Source organism: Blautia sp. HCP3S3_B11 (assembly GCF_052064435.1).
In the GTDB taxonomy this organism is placed as follows: Bacteria; Bacillota; Clostridia; order Lachnospirales; family Lachnospiraceae; genus Blautia_A.
Map to the genome: position 1 here is coordinate 1 of NZ_JBQHVP010000024.1, position 14,360 is coordinate 14,360.

The following is a 14,360-nucleotide window of genomic DNA, read 5'->3' on the forward strand; positions in this document are numbered from 1 at the left end:
AAAACAATTATTTCTGACAGCTCAACTAATATAACACCGAAAGCAGCCCCTGTCAACAGTTAATTTCATAATTTGACAAACTTTTTTATTTCCACCTTAGAGTGTGTTTCAAACACACTCCAGGATCCACCCAGTCCACATCAGACATTCATCCCATCTGACACCTGGATTCCATCCCTCAGCCGCCCAGTCACAGCCAATTGCCAGCAAAGCTCAATAATTCCTATCGAGCGACATTTGCAGGATCTTTAGAAAATCTAAGCCCCGCAAGATCGGTAAATGCTTTTAGCTGATCTTGCGGGGCTTAGCTCTTCTTCCCCTCTATCTCATGAAATTATAAACCTTTTTAACATAATGCCTGATCGGATAAGAACTATATCCATACACCCCCGTCATCCAGCCAGCCCAGTCAGCTTCCGGATCATAATATCTATTATCAATCCTTACCCAACAATGCCCCGTAAATCCATCCGGCGCATGATCTCTGGTTCCCGGTATTCTGCCATCAATTAATTCTATCTTTTTATATCCCAGTTCTTTTGCAAATGCTGCCAATGTGCTGGCAAATCCATAGCAATTTCCAACTTTGGTATTAAGCATTGACAAAGCTGTCTTTCTGCACCATCCTGCTTTTTTTAAATCAGGATCTGATCCACCATACTGAAATCCGGCGTCATCTACAATGTATTCCCAACAGGCATGTAATTTCTGATTTTTACTCATTTCAGAAGTTGTAAGTCTGGAAACCAAATTCATTACCCGCATCTTCAACAATGCATTTGTATCCTTTCGCGCTTTTCCACTTGATGTAAAATATAACTGTCCATCTTCCCGTGTACGATTCTGATAACATCTTCCTTTAGAATCCGCATAATATAAATCATTATGATAAATAAAATATCCTGTTTTCGGTTGACCATTATCTGAAGCGATACAATACTTTTTATTCAGAACAGTCCGCATCTTTCCCTTCTGATTTTCCAAAAGATGTCCATTCTCATCAAAAACATATGCTTTATTTCCAATCTTACTGCCACCTATATATGCATATCCATCTTCACCAAAATAATATTTATATCCCTCATATCGTTTCCATTTATTTCTTACCATTTTCCCTTTATAGTAATAAAATATTTTATTTCCTTCCACACGCAATTCTCGCACTGGCGTTTCCACTGGTGTTATTTGAGGAATCTCTGATATGACTGGTATTGCTGTATCTCCCTCAGCGCCATGTACAGGAATTGTTAATACACTGACAACCATCGCTATGCCTAATAATATTTTTATCTTTTTCATGTTTTTTCACGACCTCATATCACTTTGTCAATTATATACCATATTATTACTATTCACTTCATTTTCCATGACATAATATTTCTGATCTCTCAACTGAAAAGCAGACAACCGGATTATAATTCCAGTTGTCTGCTTTGTATAAATCAACCTTTCAGTCTGCACACCATATCCCACAGTGCTTTTGCAGAGTTAAAATTCTCCGGGATAATATCTGCAGGAGTGATCGTAATGTCATAAGTATCCTGCAATTCACTTACAATAGACAGAATTGCAAAGGAATCAAGAATTCCATCATCAATCAAAGTATCACAGTTTCCAAAATCTGCATCCGGCTGGATCTCTTCCAGTAATTCAATTAATTCTTCCATTTTTTCATATCTCCTTATTTTTTATTTTTTCAGCAATTCCATTATTTTTTGGTATTGCCATGGTCTTTTATTTCTCTGAATTTAAAAGATCTGTATGTATACCATCCCGCACCATGCGCAGTCCTTCTCCCTCTGTCCAGAAATAGATTCTTGGAAGAGGACGGCTGAGGAATAAATAGATTCCTTCTGTGACGGAATAAGCACCTACCCGTTCAAATACCAGTATATCATGAAGTTGCGGTTTGTGAAGTGGAAATCGCTTTACGACCACATCGCTGACCGTGCAAAGTGCGCCGCAAAGATTCCAGGATTCTTCTTCTCCCCCTGTCTTCTCATTTCCTTCTGTATCAAGCTGTGTACAGTACGGCTGCTTCATTGCCATAGCCTGTCCATAATAATTCAGGTGATTGATACCACCGTCCATGATCACATACGGCTGTTCTTTATTCACCTTCATATCCACGATTGATGTCACATAATATCCACAGGCTGCTGCCAGAAATCTTCCCATCTCAAGAACAACCTTACCCTTGAAATTAAGACTTTCCAGAAGTACTCTGAACTCACTCAGAACGTTCTCCACGTCCTCGCTCTTATCCTTCTTAAAATATGGAACAAAAAACCCCGGGCCATACTCAAGCACCTGTGCTTCAAATCCACTTTCAGATTTCAGCTCCCCGATAAATTCATCTAGATGCTCCAGCTCTGTTTTCATCTGACTGAGTTCTTTCTTCTGAGTTCCGGAATAGAACTGAAGACCTTCTATCTCAATCCCCTGATAATCTGTTCTGTCAGAAATAATCTTCCTGATATCAGATTCATCTACACCAAACTGATTTCCGCTTGTCATGCGGATCAGCACCGTAATCTTCATGCCAAGTCTCACTGCAGTATCATTCAGAATCTGTAAATGCTGCAAAGACTCTACAGTATACACGCCCTTTCCGCCATATGTAGAAAGTACATATTCCATATCTTCGGGGTTCTTATACACACCCGAAAGAACAATTCTTTCCATCGGCACACCAACACGCTCACAGATTCTGAATTCACCTGGTGAGCACACTTCAAATGTCGGAACTACATCCATCATGGGTCCTGTAAGAAAAGGATTTGCCTTCATAGCATAACATAACTGTGCGCTCTCTCCAAGACAGATCTGCACTTTTTTTACAAATTCCTTCATCCTATCCAGGTCAAAAACATAAGCTGGAGTTGGAGTATGTTCTTTCTCAATCAGCTCTTTTATAAATCCATAGGAACTCATTTCTTTTCCTCCTGATACATAGCTGTAAGAGCTTTTCTGTCAATCTTTCCATTCTTTGTAAGAGGCATGCTCTCCACCTGGCGGAATACATTCGGAACCATAAAAGCAGGTACATACTGCCCCAGCGCTTTTGCCAGCGGTCTTCTCTCGATATCTCCTTCATAAAAAGCTACGATCTTGCTCTTAACTGTATCAAAAATACAGCAGCTTCTCACAATCTCCGGAACCTTATCCATAGCAGCCTCGATTTCTCCAAGCTCAATACGATGTCCCATATGCTTAATCTGGAAATCCTTACGTGTTGCAAAGCACAACTCACCACGCTCATTATAATAAGCAAGATCACCAGTTCTGTACATTGGCTCCAGATATCTGTCATTCAGTGGGTTCTGAACAAAGACCTTCGCAGTCTGTTCTCTGTTTTTGTAATATCCCAGTGCAAGTGCACTTCCGGTTACGCAGAGTTCACCATTTTTATTTTTCTCTGTGATCAGCTTGTCTTCTTCATCCAGAAGGAATACTTTTTCATTTGGAAATGCCTTGCCCATAGGAAGTACATCTCCAGGCTGAAACTCCCTGTCTACAATATAATACGTACAGTTACATGTGATCTCAGTTGGTCCATAAATATTTACATACATAACATCCGGCAGATATTTTCTCCAGATATTCAGATGTTTCACAGGCATAGCCTCTCCTGAGAAAAGAATCTTCTTAATCTTATCCGGAACTTTATATTCAAATCCGTTCAGAGTTGAGATAATACACAGCGCAGATACCGCCCACACCAGCGTAGTCACTTCTCTCTCGATCAGATAATCAATCAATTTCATCGGGAAAGAGAATAGCTGCTTCGGAATAATCTGGACAGTTGCTCCTGTCTTCAGTCCGGAATAAATATCTTTAACAGATACATCAAAATCCCAGGGTGCCTGATTTCCCATCACATCTTTATCTGTGATATCAAAAAGCTCTGTAAAACAATCGATAAAATCAAGCACTGAACGATGTCCTACCACAACACCCTTGGGAACTCCTGTTGACCCGGAAGTAAAAATTCCATACAACGGATCCACATCCAATGCCTGTTCTCTAATCTCATTTAACACAACTTCATTCTCCTGCTCGGCTGCAAGATCCGGAGCCATCAGAACCTTTCCTTTGAACTCCAGTTTCTCCAAATCCTTCAGATATTTCTCAGATGTAACGATCACATCACTGTCCAGAATTCCAAGAATCTGCTGAAGTCTGCTCGCCGGCTGTTTGGTATCCATCAGTACATAAAAGCATCCTGCATAAACAGCACCCATGAAAACTCCGATGGTTTCTACGCTCTTCTCCATAAATACAGGCACCGGATTTCTCGGTGTGAAATGTTTCGCAAGTGCAGTTCCTGTTCTGCGTGCAGTCTGCTCCAGTTCTTTAAATGTGCAGGATGCATGTTCATCTGCAAAAGCTGTCTTATCCGGATATTTCCGTGCGGATTCTTCAAGATATTCCAGAATACTTGTCTTCATATGTAATTCCTCCCCTCTGTACTTCACAAGGTTTTTATATTAATTTATTACTGTCTTTTTGCAGCCTTGAAATTACTTCCTCTGTCCGGCACTCTCCAACACCTGTGCCAGCACTTCAGAGTATTCTTTTGCAGCATCCCCATTCATATGTCCGTCATAATCTGTATATGCTTTCAGGTCATGTGTAAATGCCTTAAAATACTGCGTATTAAAGTTAAGATACTCTACGCCCTGTTCTTCAAAGAACTGCCCGAAATATTTCCATGCTGCATTATAACTGTCACTGTAATCCTTCAGAGTATTTATTGGAATTGGCGTAGTTACTGCCACAAACTCTATATCATTTTCCTTGCAGAATGAAATCAGCTTCTTCAGATATTCCATGTTTTCTTCATTTACCTTACCCTCTTCATAGAGCTTCGGTTCTGATTTCTTAAGCTTCGTCACATCCACCGGATATCTCTCAATAAATCCACTTTCATGATATTCCTGAGAATCACTCTTCAGATGAGATACGCCATAATCACCGGTTACTTTCTGAGTAAATGTATCTTTGACTTTCGGTAATTCATAACTGAGAGAATATTCATACCATGGGAAAAGCACAGTACGGAAATTACATTTCGCAATAGAATTCCAGAAATATTCTACCTTTGCTTTTGAAAATGGAAACTCATGATAAAAAAGCAGGTAGTTATTTCCTTCTTCCTTTTCAGATACAAAATATCCCGGGTCAACCTCATAGATAATTCTCTTCGGATTCTGTTTCTCTTTGATCAGTTTAATCAGATAATACGCATCGATTCCATACTCGCCGCCAACGCAAAGATTATGTCCACTGCGTCCGGTAACTTCCTGCATCACCTCCGGATCAATATCCATCTTTCCATGGGAAGTTCCCACGATAATGTCATCAAACTGCTGTGTCACAACTGCATGCACATCATTTCTCATAAATGTACATGGATAAAGTGCCAGGTCAAGTGCTGCCAGAAGAGCCACACACACGACCAATACCAGGAACGTTTTTAAAACTTTCTTAAAATTGTGCATAAATAAATCCTCTCGCTACTGCTGTTGATCCGAAGAATCCGATGGATGCCAGCAGACAAAAATAAATTGCTACAGTAATTGGCAGACTCAGTCCTGCAAGTGATTCTCTTATCTTCATGCCACGTTCCTGAAGGACACTTACGATAAACAGAATCATGCAGCCAACCGCCAGAATTGCCAGTGCATAAGGCGTAAAGGCAGTACCTTCTTTACCAGCCGGAATCAGGAGTAACTGTGACGGAGTAAACTTAGTCATGGAAAGTTTCATCATATGAAACGCCTGTCCCACTGTATCTGCTCTGTCAAAGAACCAGCTGATATTTACAAGAATAAACGTACGGATGATCATGAAAACATGATACCAGTTCTCTTTTCCAGTGATGTTGAATTTCTTTTTCCAGTTTCTGTAATACTCTGCCATAAGTCCGCTGAAAGCAATAATGATACCGTTATACATACCATACACAATGTACTTCCATGCCGCCCCATGCCATACACCAACAACGAAGAATACAATCAGGTTTGCAAGACAGATTGGAAGGGTACGTCCCGTTTTTTTGCCAAATACTTTCTTGCCCCATTTTCCGAATTTACTCATCCATCTGGATAAGGTAACCGGATAGAACACATAATCCTTCATCCAGGTTCCAAGTGTAATATGCCAGCGATGCCAGAAATCTGTAATAGAAATGGAGAAGAACGGACGCTTGAAGTTTTCATCCAATTCTATTCCAAACATAGAAGCGATACCAATTACTACATCCATACCACCGGAAAAATCTGCATACAGCTGAACGGTGTAAAACAGCACTCCAAACAGCGCCAGTCCACTGTACTGATCCGGATTGTCAAAAATTGCATCAACAAACACTGCTGCCCAATCCGCCAGAATCATCTTCTTAAAGAAGCCCCAGAGAATACGTTCAAAACCTCTGGTAATATTTTTCCCCTCAAATTTATGAGGCTCATAAAGCTGATGTGCCAGACGGCTGTATCTTCCGATCGGTCCCTGCAGAATCTGTGGAAAGAAAGATACGAATAACGCATATTTCACAGGATTTTTCTCTGCTTCACATCTCTTCCAGTACACATCCAGAAGATATCCGGAAGACTGGAAAGTATAAAACGAAATACCAAGAGGAAGCAGAATATCCATTCCCCTTAAATTCATGTGGAATAAAGCATTCAGGTTCTCAATCGCAAAATTCGTATACTTTACGACACCAAGCATTCCAAAATTTAACAGTAACCCAAGGACCAAAAGATTTCTTGCACCTTTATGGCTTCCTTTCGCTTCTGTTTTCTCAACAACAAGTGCGATCAGCCAGGTAACCAACGTGGAAAAGAGAAGAAATCCTACGTAGCGGACACCACCCGCCAGATAATAGATGTAGCTGAAACATAATAAAACCAGCCACTGGAATTTGTGAGGCACGATATAATAAACCAGTACACTTGCCGCCACAAACAATAAAAACAAGTTTGAAACTAATGACATGATCTATCTCCCTGAATATGTACAACACTGTCTGCTTTATACTCACCAATGCAACTCGTAACAACGTAATTTATTTTATATGATCAGACAGTAATACATTCCTTATTTTTCTGACAAACAAAGGCACCGCACTATAGTATTATGTCGTAACCGTTCATCACCCTCTTAAGATAGTAACCTTTCGAACAGTTACATTATATCAAATAATGCAGCGCCCCTGTGTTTAATTATTCTTAAATTTCCTTAATTTAATAATCCATCATCCAGGCATCCGTCTCCGCCATCATCGGAACCGCCGTCGTCTGATCCGCCATCATCTGATCCATCATAGTCGTAATCGTAATCTGAATCATAGTCATAATCAGTATCGTAGTCGTAATCATTGCTGTAATCATAATCATTGTTGTAATCATAATCACTGCTATTGTCATAGCTCTGAGTTGACTGAGACTCTGATGCCTGTGCAGCTGCCTCTGTTGGTTTCGGAGCTAAAGCTTTCTCTGTTTCCAGAGTATTGAATTCTTTCTTCTGGCTGATACTGTCAAATACCAGATATGCGATATCTCCTTCCAGATGAAGCTCTGCTTCTTCTGTGTCACCAAATGGGAAGGTATGAATTTCTGCTGTTGTTCCATCTTCAAAAGTTAACTGAATGTTATATTTCGGAATTTCTTTCTCAGCATCATCTTTGCCTTCGCCGTCAGATTTTTCATCTGTCTTTGCGGTATCATCTGCTGTGTCTTTGCTGCCTTCGTTTTCTTTATCCTTTGCGTTTGGATCAAACCAGAGAACCCTTTCCTCGTCTGCTTCAAACTTATCTTCCTCTTTCAGGAAGTTATCCGGATACTCTTCGTCTTTTTCATTCTTTACAGCAACACCGGTGATTACTTTGCCTGTTGTATTTTTCAGTTTTACAGAAAATGCTCCTTCCGTATCCTCTTCCGGCTTCTCACCGATTGTCTTTAAATCTTCGTCTTTATTCTCATCAGCTTTATCAGCATCTTTCGTATCATCTGCTGCGTCTTTGTCTTCTGCTGTGGAATCCTTATCTGCATCTTCTGAAGTCTCAGTCTTTGCTGTAGTGTCTGCTGCCATAGCTGCCTGGCTGAATACAAGGCTGCTTCCAAGTGCTGCCATCATAAATGCTGTTACGATTTTTCTTTTCATTGCTTTAATCCTTTCTGTCATTCTTTATTGCTTTTATTTCCTCTGTATCTCTCTTTGCTTTTTTCTGTTTCATTCAGAATTCAAAGTTCATAGAGACAATCGAGATGATTTTCAATTAAAATAACTCCAATTATCTGTGATCTGCTTCGACTATATCTAATTTACTCTCTTATGATTATTATCATATTGATAAGTATTCTTTGCACCATATCTGAATCCATATCCTGTATATTGTTTACCTTTTGATTTATAATCATGGTAGAAGTTTGGATCATATACATAAGGTATTGTTTTGCCATTAGATTTTTTATCAATTTCTACCCATCCATGAGGACCTTTTCCTTTTTTGGTTAAAACATAGCCTTTAACATAATGAGCATCATATCCCGCAACCTTAGCCATCCAGTAGAAAGTAGCTGCCATTACATAGCAGTCTCCTGTTCCTGTCTTAAATCCATACAGACCATATTCAGTTGGCGTTTTCTTTGAAATCTTTATATTTCCTGCATATTGTAAAGATGCAGACCAGTTAAATGCCTTTCTCAGATTTCCTTTACATTTTATAAGTCTGATTGCCGCCATTGTTTCAACTGTTGATAATTTAGTTGCCTGGCCATTCTTTTTAATCTTATAGTAAGTTTTAGAGTTAAATTTGTAATATGGTTTGTTTGTTACAAGCTTACCATTTTTATCAAAACAATAAGTATATTTACCAATCTTCTTTGCCTTGTTTACAACTTTCTCTCCGTTTTCATAGTAATACTTAACTCCATCAACGGTTTCCCATCCGCTTTTTACGGTTGGCTCTGGAAGCGGCGCCGGAGCGATTGTTGTATCATCTGATGTATCGTCTGATACATTATCAGCAGTTGCTTCTACATAATCACTAACAGTTGACTGATCTGCCATAGCTGGCATTGCAGGTGTTACCGCCATAATTGAGCTGAGTAATAATGCGGTGAGCTTTTTTCTGTTCATAATCCTTTTCCTCCTTTTTATCCTAAAAGCAGCCGAACGAATAAGCGCATCCTCTTTCGCTGCTTATACTTGATTTACACTTCTATATGTTATCCCATCTTACTGTCTTACCGTAATACTTGCGACAACTTCTGCACTGCTTCCTTTTCCGGTTGGGCGTACAACATTTAACTGTACATAACCATAAACATATGTGACATCTTTACCGTTTCCATCCAGCATACAGGTATTAGACTTGCTTACTGTACATTTCTTATATTTTCCAAGAACTTTCTTGATCTTTGACGCATTATTCTGTTTCGCAAGTGTAGAGGTTGCTGCATATTTTCTGTATAAAGATGTTTTCTTATTATCTACAGCTCCTGTCTTAGGATTGAAGTAATACAGCTTTGGAATATCGTACTTGCTTATACGTCCTACGCGGATTCCCTTCACTGTATGACCACTTACGTCAAATCCATAATATACTTTATCAATCTTCTTAATCAGAATACCATATTTACCAACCGTATCCTTATCTGCCTGATAAGCAGCTCCGTTTTTTCCGAAGTAATAACGGAATCCACTGGAAGTTACTCCCCATGTCATAGTAACCTTCTGATTATTTTCATCATAACCATATCTCTTACCTGTTTTTTTGTCCGTTTTTACCTTAACAGTCTTAACATCCTGTGCTGCATGTACCGTCACTGTTTCTGCTACAGTAGCTAACGGTGTCAGCATAAGAAGCATGCAAAGTACGACTGCAAGGACTTTCTTTAATCCTTTCATTCTTCTTTCTCCTCTCAGAATTTAATTCTATATTCTACTGTGTATGCAGGACGTGTAGCTGCACCAAATAAGGTTCCGTACATATTGTCATAGTAAAGTCCATTGATTGTTACAAAACTATGTCCGTCCGGAATCGTAATGACATATGGCTCATATCCCAGTTCCTTCGCGATTGCTGCCACACTGCTGGCAATTCCATAACAGTTTCCTGTCAGACCATTCTGGAACATCTGAAGGGCATATTTATAAACCCAGTCCTTTGTCTTAAATTCCTGCGGTGTAGGATCCATATATCCTACAAAATTCGTATAAGCCATAATGTAATAGAAGCATGAACGGAACTTTTCATAGTTGCTTGCATTGGCATTACTATGGCGTTCAATAAAGTTTCTTGCCGCAAGTTTGCATCTCGCCTGTGTCAGATTTGATGCATACCCGTTTTTATTAAACTTAATTCCGCCTACGGTCTCATTTGTTGCGCACTTGCCGTTCTTATACACATAGTACATTTTACCATTCAGTTCATTCCAGCCTGTAACGACCTTTCCCTTGGCATTAACGAAATATTTCACGCCATTGACATTCACAATCGTTTTCTTTCCTGGCATAACTCTCTGTGCATATTTATTAAATACATAATAAGTACCATTTACTTTATAAGATCCATCATGCGCAGCAACCCCATTTGATTTAAGCCAGTAAAGTTTGCCATTTACTTTCTTCCATTTACTTTTGACTAGTTTGTTATTTACATAATAACGATATATACTGCCTTCCTTGCGCAGTCCGTTTTTCGGTTTCGGTTTCACTGTTGGCAATGGCTGAATCGGCGTCGGCGTTACTTCTGGTGTCGGTGTTACTTCCGGTGTCGGCGTTACTGTCACTGTTGACTCACTTCCACCATCCTGTGGCAAATCTACTGCATATACACTGCCTGCTCCAAATGTGAGCGCTGCAGTCAATACCGCAGCAGCCAATGACACTTTTAATCCTGCAAAACTTTTTCTCTTCTTCATCATTCGATTCCTCCTGATCAGTTTTTCTGACTGCATCCTCCTTTGTGTTTTATATTGCAATTATAGTATATTGGAGAGGGTATTTCAATTCATCAGATAATTTTTTTACACAAAAAACTGCCGGATTTTCTGCAATTTTAAAAAATCCGACAATGATTTGTAGTTACTGTACGATTACCATTTTTACCTCACTCCAGTTAGAATTATTTCGTATACCTGATACACAAATTCTAACATAATATTTCTTTCCAGATTCCAAATCATTCTTCACACAGACTTTTTTATCCGTATCATCCACAATCGCTTGCTCCATCTCTGTAAAATCTTCTTTTGTAGTGAATTGTATCCAATAATATGTCGCAGGAGCATCATATTTCCATGTAACTTCTATCGTTCCTTTTGACTTACTTGAACACTCCCATTTTTCTATTGGCTTCGGAATGATCTCAAAAGTTGTAAAACCAGAAATGACTCCGGCTTCACTTCCAGAGTAAAATGTTTTACACTCGGTTTAGAACTGATAAATTTGAAACCATTTTCTTTTGCATACTTTTCTACACTTGTACCTGCATTTCCATAAATCTTAAATCCATTTATTTTTTTCACAGAACCAATCTTAGAACCGTTTCTATACCCAAACGCATTTGCTCCAATAGTTACATTTCCATATAGATCCTGTAGTTTAATCGATGTAGCCCCACAATTCATAAATGCAGAACTCTGGATTTCAGAAACTCTGTAAGATAACGAAATAGTCTTTAAATTTTTGCAATCAGCGAAAGCGCTTCTTCCAATAAATCTTATCTTTGGCATAGAAATACTGCTCAATTTTGTACAATTCGAAAACGCAGACATAGATACCGTCTCAACTGATGGCAATTTTACATTTGTTAATGCGCAATTTGCAAAAGCAGAAAGACCAATACTTCTTACTTTCGGCATATACACTTTTTCCAGATTTCTACATGCTGAAAACGCAAGATTCCCAATACCTAAAATACTTGGCATAGAAACACTTCTGATTTTTGTGCTGTTAAACGCATTGATACCGCGAATGTATAAAACCTTTTTGCCTTTTATTGTTTCAGGACTTTTTACATCTTCCTATTGCACTTCTATTTTTCATCTTAAACTACCATACAGGACGCTATCTTTAGCATTACTATTCATATTTTTATAAAATTCCGATGAATATTTTACATAAACTGTATTATTTTTCTTATTATATGTATAATTTGCTGTATATGATGTATTTACCTTTTGTGGATTGTTGCTTCCCGCCCAGCTGACATAATTATCTGTGTAATACGCTTTTATTTTATTCGCACTAATCACCTTATAATATCCCGTATCTTTATTTCTCCAGCCAGTCTGACATACTGTTCCATTTGAATTAAAAACAGTTGTATATTGTGAACTAAATTCCATTGTCCAGTCACTTACTCTATTCTTCCAGATTTTTTTACTCCAAGATGGAGCTTTCGCCACTGCAACCTTACATTTTTCTGTTTTTCCATTAGTGCGCACAGTCACTATCGCATTTCCTGCTTTCTTTGCCCGGAGTTTTCCTGTTGAAGAAACTGTCACAACTGACTTATTGCTGGATTTCCATACATACTGCACAGGTTCTGTTGCATTTACTTTTAACTGAAAGGTTTCTCCTATTTTTAGTGTTACCTTCTTTTTCTTAAGCGAAAATAACGATGCATTCGCATTAACTGAACATGCAACCATTATTATCGTTAATATAGCTGTTAAAATAAACGTTATTAACATTCTCTTTTTTCTTTTCATAGTTCTTTTTCCTCTCTTTCTGCAGTTAAATATAAGATTTTTTAGACCATCATTACTAAAAATATTTTAAAATTTATTGTCTGCATACATAATACAAAAACTACCTCTACATGTAAGCTTCCCTATATATATAACGTTTTTTCCATCATATGTATATGCATAACATTCATCAGCTATTTTAGCTCCTTTAAAATCTAATTTCGATCTTTTTCCACAAAATAATTTTAACATTCTGTGTTTATCCACACAATATGGGGCATATTTTGTGGACAGTATTGGTTTATTATCTGTCCACATATTTTCATGTGAAAATCCTGCCACAAGATTCCTTGATTTCTCATTCATCTTTGTATATTTCGCCCCTTGACGAAAATGCCCTCCTAAGGTGTATCATAAGCCTGTGTTAAAGGAGGTAAACTATTATGTTTGAGACATTAGAAGAAAAAACCGAAGAGAAAGCAATGGTGCAGTTCCTTGAGCGCTTTACAGACTATCCATTTCTGGTAAAGTTCAAAAATTCCGAGTATCACATCGGAGAGGGGGAACCTACATTTACAGTAAATTTTAAAAAAGTAATTCCTCTCACAGATCTAGTCAAGAGTACTTCTCTTGCATTAGGCGAAGCTTATATGCGTGGAGATCTTGACATCGAAGGAAATCTTTACGAAGCACTTGATCATTTTCTTGGACAGATGGGTAAATTTTCAACCAACGAATCAGCCTTAAAAAAGATCATGTTCAGCTCCACATCAAAAAAGAACCAGGAAAAAGAAGTAACCAGCCACTACGACATTGGAAATAATTTTTATAAATTATGGCTGGACGAAACAATGAGTTATTCCTGTGGTTACTTCATTCATGAAGATGATACGCTATATCAGGCACAAGTAAATAAAGTAGATTATATTCTTAAGAAATTACATCTTGAAGAAGGTATGAGTCTTCTGGATATCGGCTGTGGATGGGGCTTTCTGTTAATCGAAGCCGCTAAGAAATACAAAATTCATGGCACAGGAATCACCTTAAGCCATGAACAATATGCTGAATTCCAGAATCGTATCAAGGAACAAGAACTGGAAGATTATCTTACTGTCGAATTGATGGACTATCGTGATCTTCCGAAACATAATTATCAGTTTGACCGCGTTGTCAGTGTTGGTATGCTGGAACATGTCGGACGTGATAACTATCAGCTCTTCCTTGATTGTGTAGAGAAAGTTCTGAAACCAGGCGGATTATTCCTGCTTCACTTTATCAGCGCACTCAAAGAACATCCGGGTGATCCATGGATCAAGAAATATATTTTCCCAGGCGGAACTGTTCCAAGTCTCAGAGAAATCCTGAATCATATGGCAGAAGATAATTTCCATACACTGGATATCGAGAATCTCCGCTTGCATTACAATAAAACTTTACTCCATTGGGAAAAGAATTTCCGCGACAATATCGAAAAAGAAAAAACAATGTTTGACGAATCATTCCTGCGTATGTGGGATCTCTATCTGTCAGCATGTGCCGCAACATTCCATAATGGAATTATCGATATTCACCAGATTCTCATGACCAAAGGCATTAATAATGATCTGCCAATGACACGTTGGTACTAAAAATATAAAAATACTGTCTGGATTT

General features: G+C 38.4%; 15 protein-coding genes. 1 reads left to right on the plus strand and 14 read right to left on the minus strand.

The window, feature by feature from the left end:
- Positions 1–321 precede the first annotated feature (321 nt).
- The 14 genes from ACTNC0_RS15955 to ACTNC0_RS16020 all read right to left on the minus strand — a co-directional run bounded on the left by ACTNC0_RS15955 (position 322) and on the right by ACTNC0_RS16020 (position 13,073).
- A complete protein-coding gene (locus tag ACTNC0_RS15955; RefSeq protein ID WP_441088151.1) occupies positions 322–1,299 on the minus strand; it encodes a transglutaminase domain-containing protein in 978 nt (325 codons plus the stop codon).
- A 143-nt stretch (positions 1,300–1,442) separates the two neighbouring features.
- Positions 1,443–1,667: an acyl carrier protein gene (locus tag ACTNC0_RS15960; protein WP_441088152.1), complete on the minus strand. Its 225-nt coding sequence runs from the start codon at positions 1,665–1,667 to the stop codon at positions 1,443–1,445.
- A gap of 67 nt (positions 1,668–1,734) precedes the next feature.
- On the minus strand, positions 1,735–2,934 hold the full coding sequence (locus ACTNC0_RS15965; protein ID WP_441088153.1) for a diaminopimelate decarboxylase family protein: 1,200 nt from the start codon (positions 2,932–2,934) through the stop codon (positions 1,735–1,737).
- Complete coding sequence (locus tag ACTNC0_RS15970; RefSeq protein WP_441088154.1) at positions 2,931–4,451, minus strand: amino acid adenylation domain-containing protein; 1,521 nt, start codon at positions 4,449–4,451, stop codon at positions 2,931–2,933. Before ACTNC0_RS15970 ends, ACTNC0_RS15965 begins: the two co-directional genes overlap by 4 nt.
- 72 nt (positions 4,452–4,523) lie before the next feature.
- Positions 4,524–5,504: a hypothetical protein gene (locus tag ACTNC0_RS15975; RefSeq protein WP_441088155.1), complete on the minus strand. Its 981-nt coding sequence runs from the start codon at positions 5,502–5,504 to the stop codon at positions 4,524–4,526.
- Positions 5,491–7,002 (minus strand): MBOAT family O-acyltransferase, encoded by a 1,512-nt coding sequence (locus tag ACTNC0_RS15980; protein ID WP_441088156.1) that lies wholly within the window; start codon positions 7,000–7,002, stop codon positions 5,491–5,493. Before ACTNC0_RS15980 ends, ACTNC0_RS15975 begins: the two co-directional genes overlap by 14 nt.
- A gap of 243 nt (positions 7,003–7,245) precedes the next feature.
- Positions 7,246–8,169, minus strand: a complete 924-nt coding sequence (locus ACTNC0_RS15985; protein ID WP_441088157.1) for a hypothetical protein — start codon at positions 8,167–8,169, stop codon at positions 7,246–7,248.
- A gap of 156 nt (positions 8,170–8,325) precedes the next feature.
- Positions 8,326–9,147: a transglutaminase domain-containing protein gene (locus ACTNC0_RS15990; RefSeq protein ID WP_441088158.1), complete on the minus strand. Its 822-nt coding sequence runs from the start codon at positions 9,145–9,147 to the stop codon at positions 8,326–8,328.
- Positions 9,148–9,246: 99 nt separating this feature from the next.
- Positions 9,247–9,918, minus strand: coding sequence for a hypothetical protein (locus tag ACTNC0_RS15995; RefSeq protein WP_441088159.1), 672 nt, complete (start codon positions 9,916–9,918; stop codon positions 9,247–9,249).
- A gap of 14 nt (positions 9,919–9,932) precedes the next feature.
- Positions 9,933–10,937 (minus strand): hypothetical protein, encoded by a 1,005-nt coding sequence (locus ACTNC0_RS16000; protein WP_441088160.1) that lies wholly within the window; start codon positions 10,935–10,937, stop codon positions 9,933–9,935.
- A 160-nt stretch (positions 10,938–11,097) separates the two neighbouring features.
- Positions 11,098–11,247 (minus strand): hypothetical protein, encoded by a 150-nt coding sequence (locus ACTNC0_RS16005; RefSeq protein ID WP_441088161.1) that lies wholly within the window; start codon positions 11,245–11,247, stop codon positions 11,098–11,100.
- Between the two features lie 113 nt (positions 11,248–11,360).
- Positions 11,361–12,014, minus strand: a complete 654-nt coding sequence (locus tag ACTNC0_RS16010; protein WP_441088207.1) for a leucine-rich repeat domain-containing protein — start codon at positions 12,012–12,014, stop codon at positions 11,361–11,363.
- Between the two features lie 42 nt (positions 12,015–12,056).
- The gene (locus tag ACTNC0_RS16015) at positions 12,057–12,728 is read right to left on the minus strand and encodes an Ig-like domain-containing protein (protein WP_441088162.1); all 672 of its coding nucleotides are present in this window, start codon (positions 12,726–12,728) and stop codon (positions 12,057–12,059) included.
- A gap of 66 nt (positions 12,729–12,794) precedes the next feature.
- Positions 12,795–13,073, minus strand: coding sequence for a hypothetical protein (locus ACTNC0_RS16020; RefSeq protein ID WP_441088163.1), 279 nt, complete (start codon positions 13,071–13,073; stop codon positions 12,795–12,797).
- A 77-nt stretch (positions 13,074–13,150) separates the two neighbouring features.
- Here ACTNC0_RS16020 and ACTNC0_RS16025 point away from each other — a divergent pair, with 77 nt between their 5' ends.
- Positions 13,151–14,335 (plus strand): class I SAM-dependent methyltransferase, encoded by a 1,185-nt coding sequence (locus ACTNC0_RS16025; protein ID WP_441088164.1) that lies wholly within the window; start codon positions 13,151–13,153, stop codon positions 14,333–14,335.
- Positions 14,336–14,360: the final 25 nt, after the last annotated feature.

Bases quoted from the DNA above. Each gene is read 5' to 3' on its own strand.
- ACTNC0_RS15955 (WP_441088151.1), bottom strand. From the start codon at position 1,299: ATGAAAAAGATAAAAATATTATTAGGCATAGCGATGGTTGTCAGTGTA.
- ACTNC0_RS15960 (WP_441088152.1), bottom strand. From the start codon at position 1,667: ATGGAAGAATTAATTGAATTACTGGAAGAGATCCAGCCGGATGCAGAT.
- ACTNC0_RS15965 (WP_441088153.1), bottom strand. From the start codon at position 2,934: ATGAGTTCCTATGGATTTATAAAAGAGCTGATTGAGAAAGAACATACT.
- ACTNC0_RS15970 (WP_441088154.1), bottom strand. From the start codon at position 4,451: ATGAAGACAAGTATTCTGGAATATCTTGAAGAATCCGCACGGAAATAT.
- ACTNC0_RS15975 (WP_441088155.1), bottom strand. From the start codon at position 5,504: ATGCACAATTTTAAGAAAGTTTTAAAAACGTTCCTGGTATTGGTCGTG.
- ACTNC0_RS15980 (WP_441088156.1), bottom strand. From the start codon at position 7,002: ATGTCATTAGTTTCAAACTTGTTTTTATTGTTTGTGGCGGCAAGTGTA.
- ACTNC0_RS15985 (WP_441088157.1), bottom strand. From the start codon at position 8,169: ATGAAAAGAAAAATCGTAACAGCATTTATGATGGCAGCACTTGGAAGC.
- ACTNC0_RS15990 (WP_441088158.1), bottom strand. From the start codon at position 9,147: ATGAACAGAAAAAAGCTCACCGCATTATTACTCAGCTCAATTATGGCG.
- ACTNC0_RS15995 (WP_441088159.1), bottom strand. From the start codon at position 9,918: ATGAAAGGATTAAAGAAAGTCCTTGCAGTCGTACTTTGCATGCTTCTT.
- ACTNC0_RS16000 (WP_441088160.1), bottom strand. From the start codon at position 10,937: ATGATGAAGAAGAGAAAAAGTTTTGCAGGATTAAAAGTGTCATTGGCT.
- ACTNC0_RS16005 (WP_441088161.1), bottom strand. From the start codon at position 11,247: ATGGAGCAAGCGATTGTGGATGATACGGATAAAAAAGTCTGTGTGAAG.
- ACTNC0_RS16015 (WP_441088162.1), bottom strand. From the start codon at position 12,728: ATGAAAAGAAAAAAGAGAATGTTAATAACGTTTATTTTAACAGCTATA.
- ACTNC0_RS16020 (WP_441088163.1), bottom strand. From the start codon at position 13,073: ATGAATGAGAAATCAAGGAATCTTGTGGCAGGATTTTCACATGAAAAT.
- ACTNC0_RS16025 (WP_441088164.1), top strand. From the start codon at position 13,151: ATGTTTGAGACATTAGAAGAAAAAACCGAAGAGAAAGCAATGGTGCAG.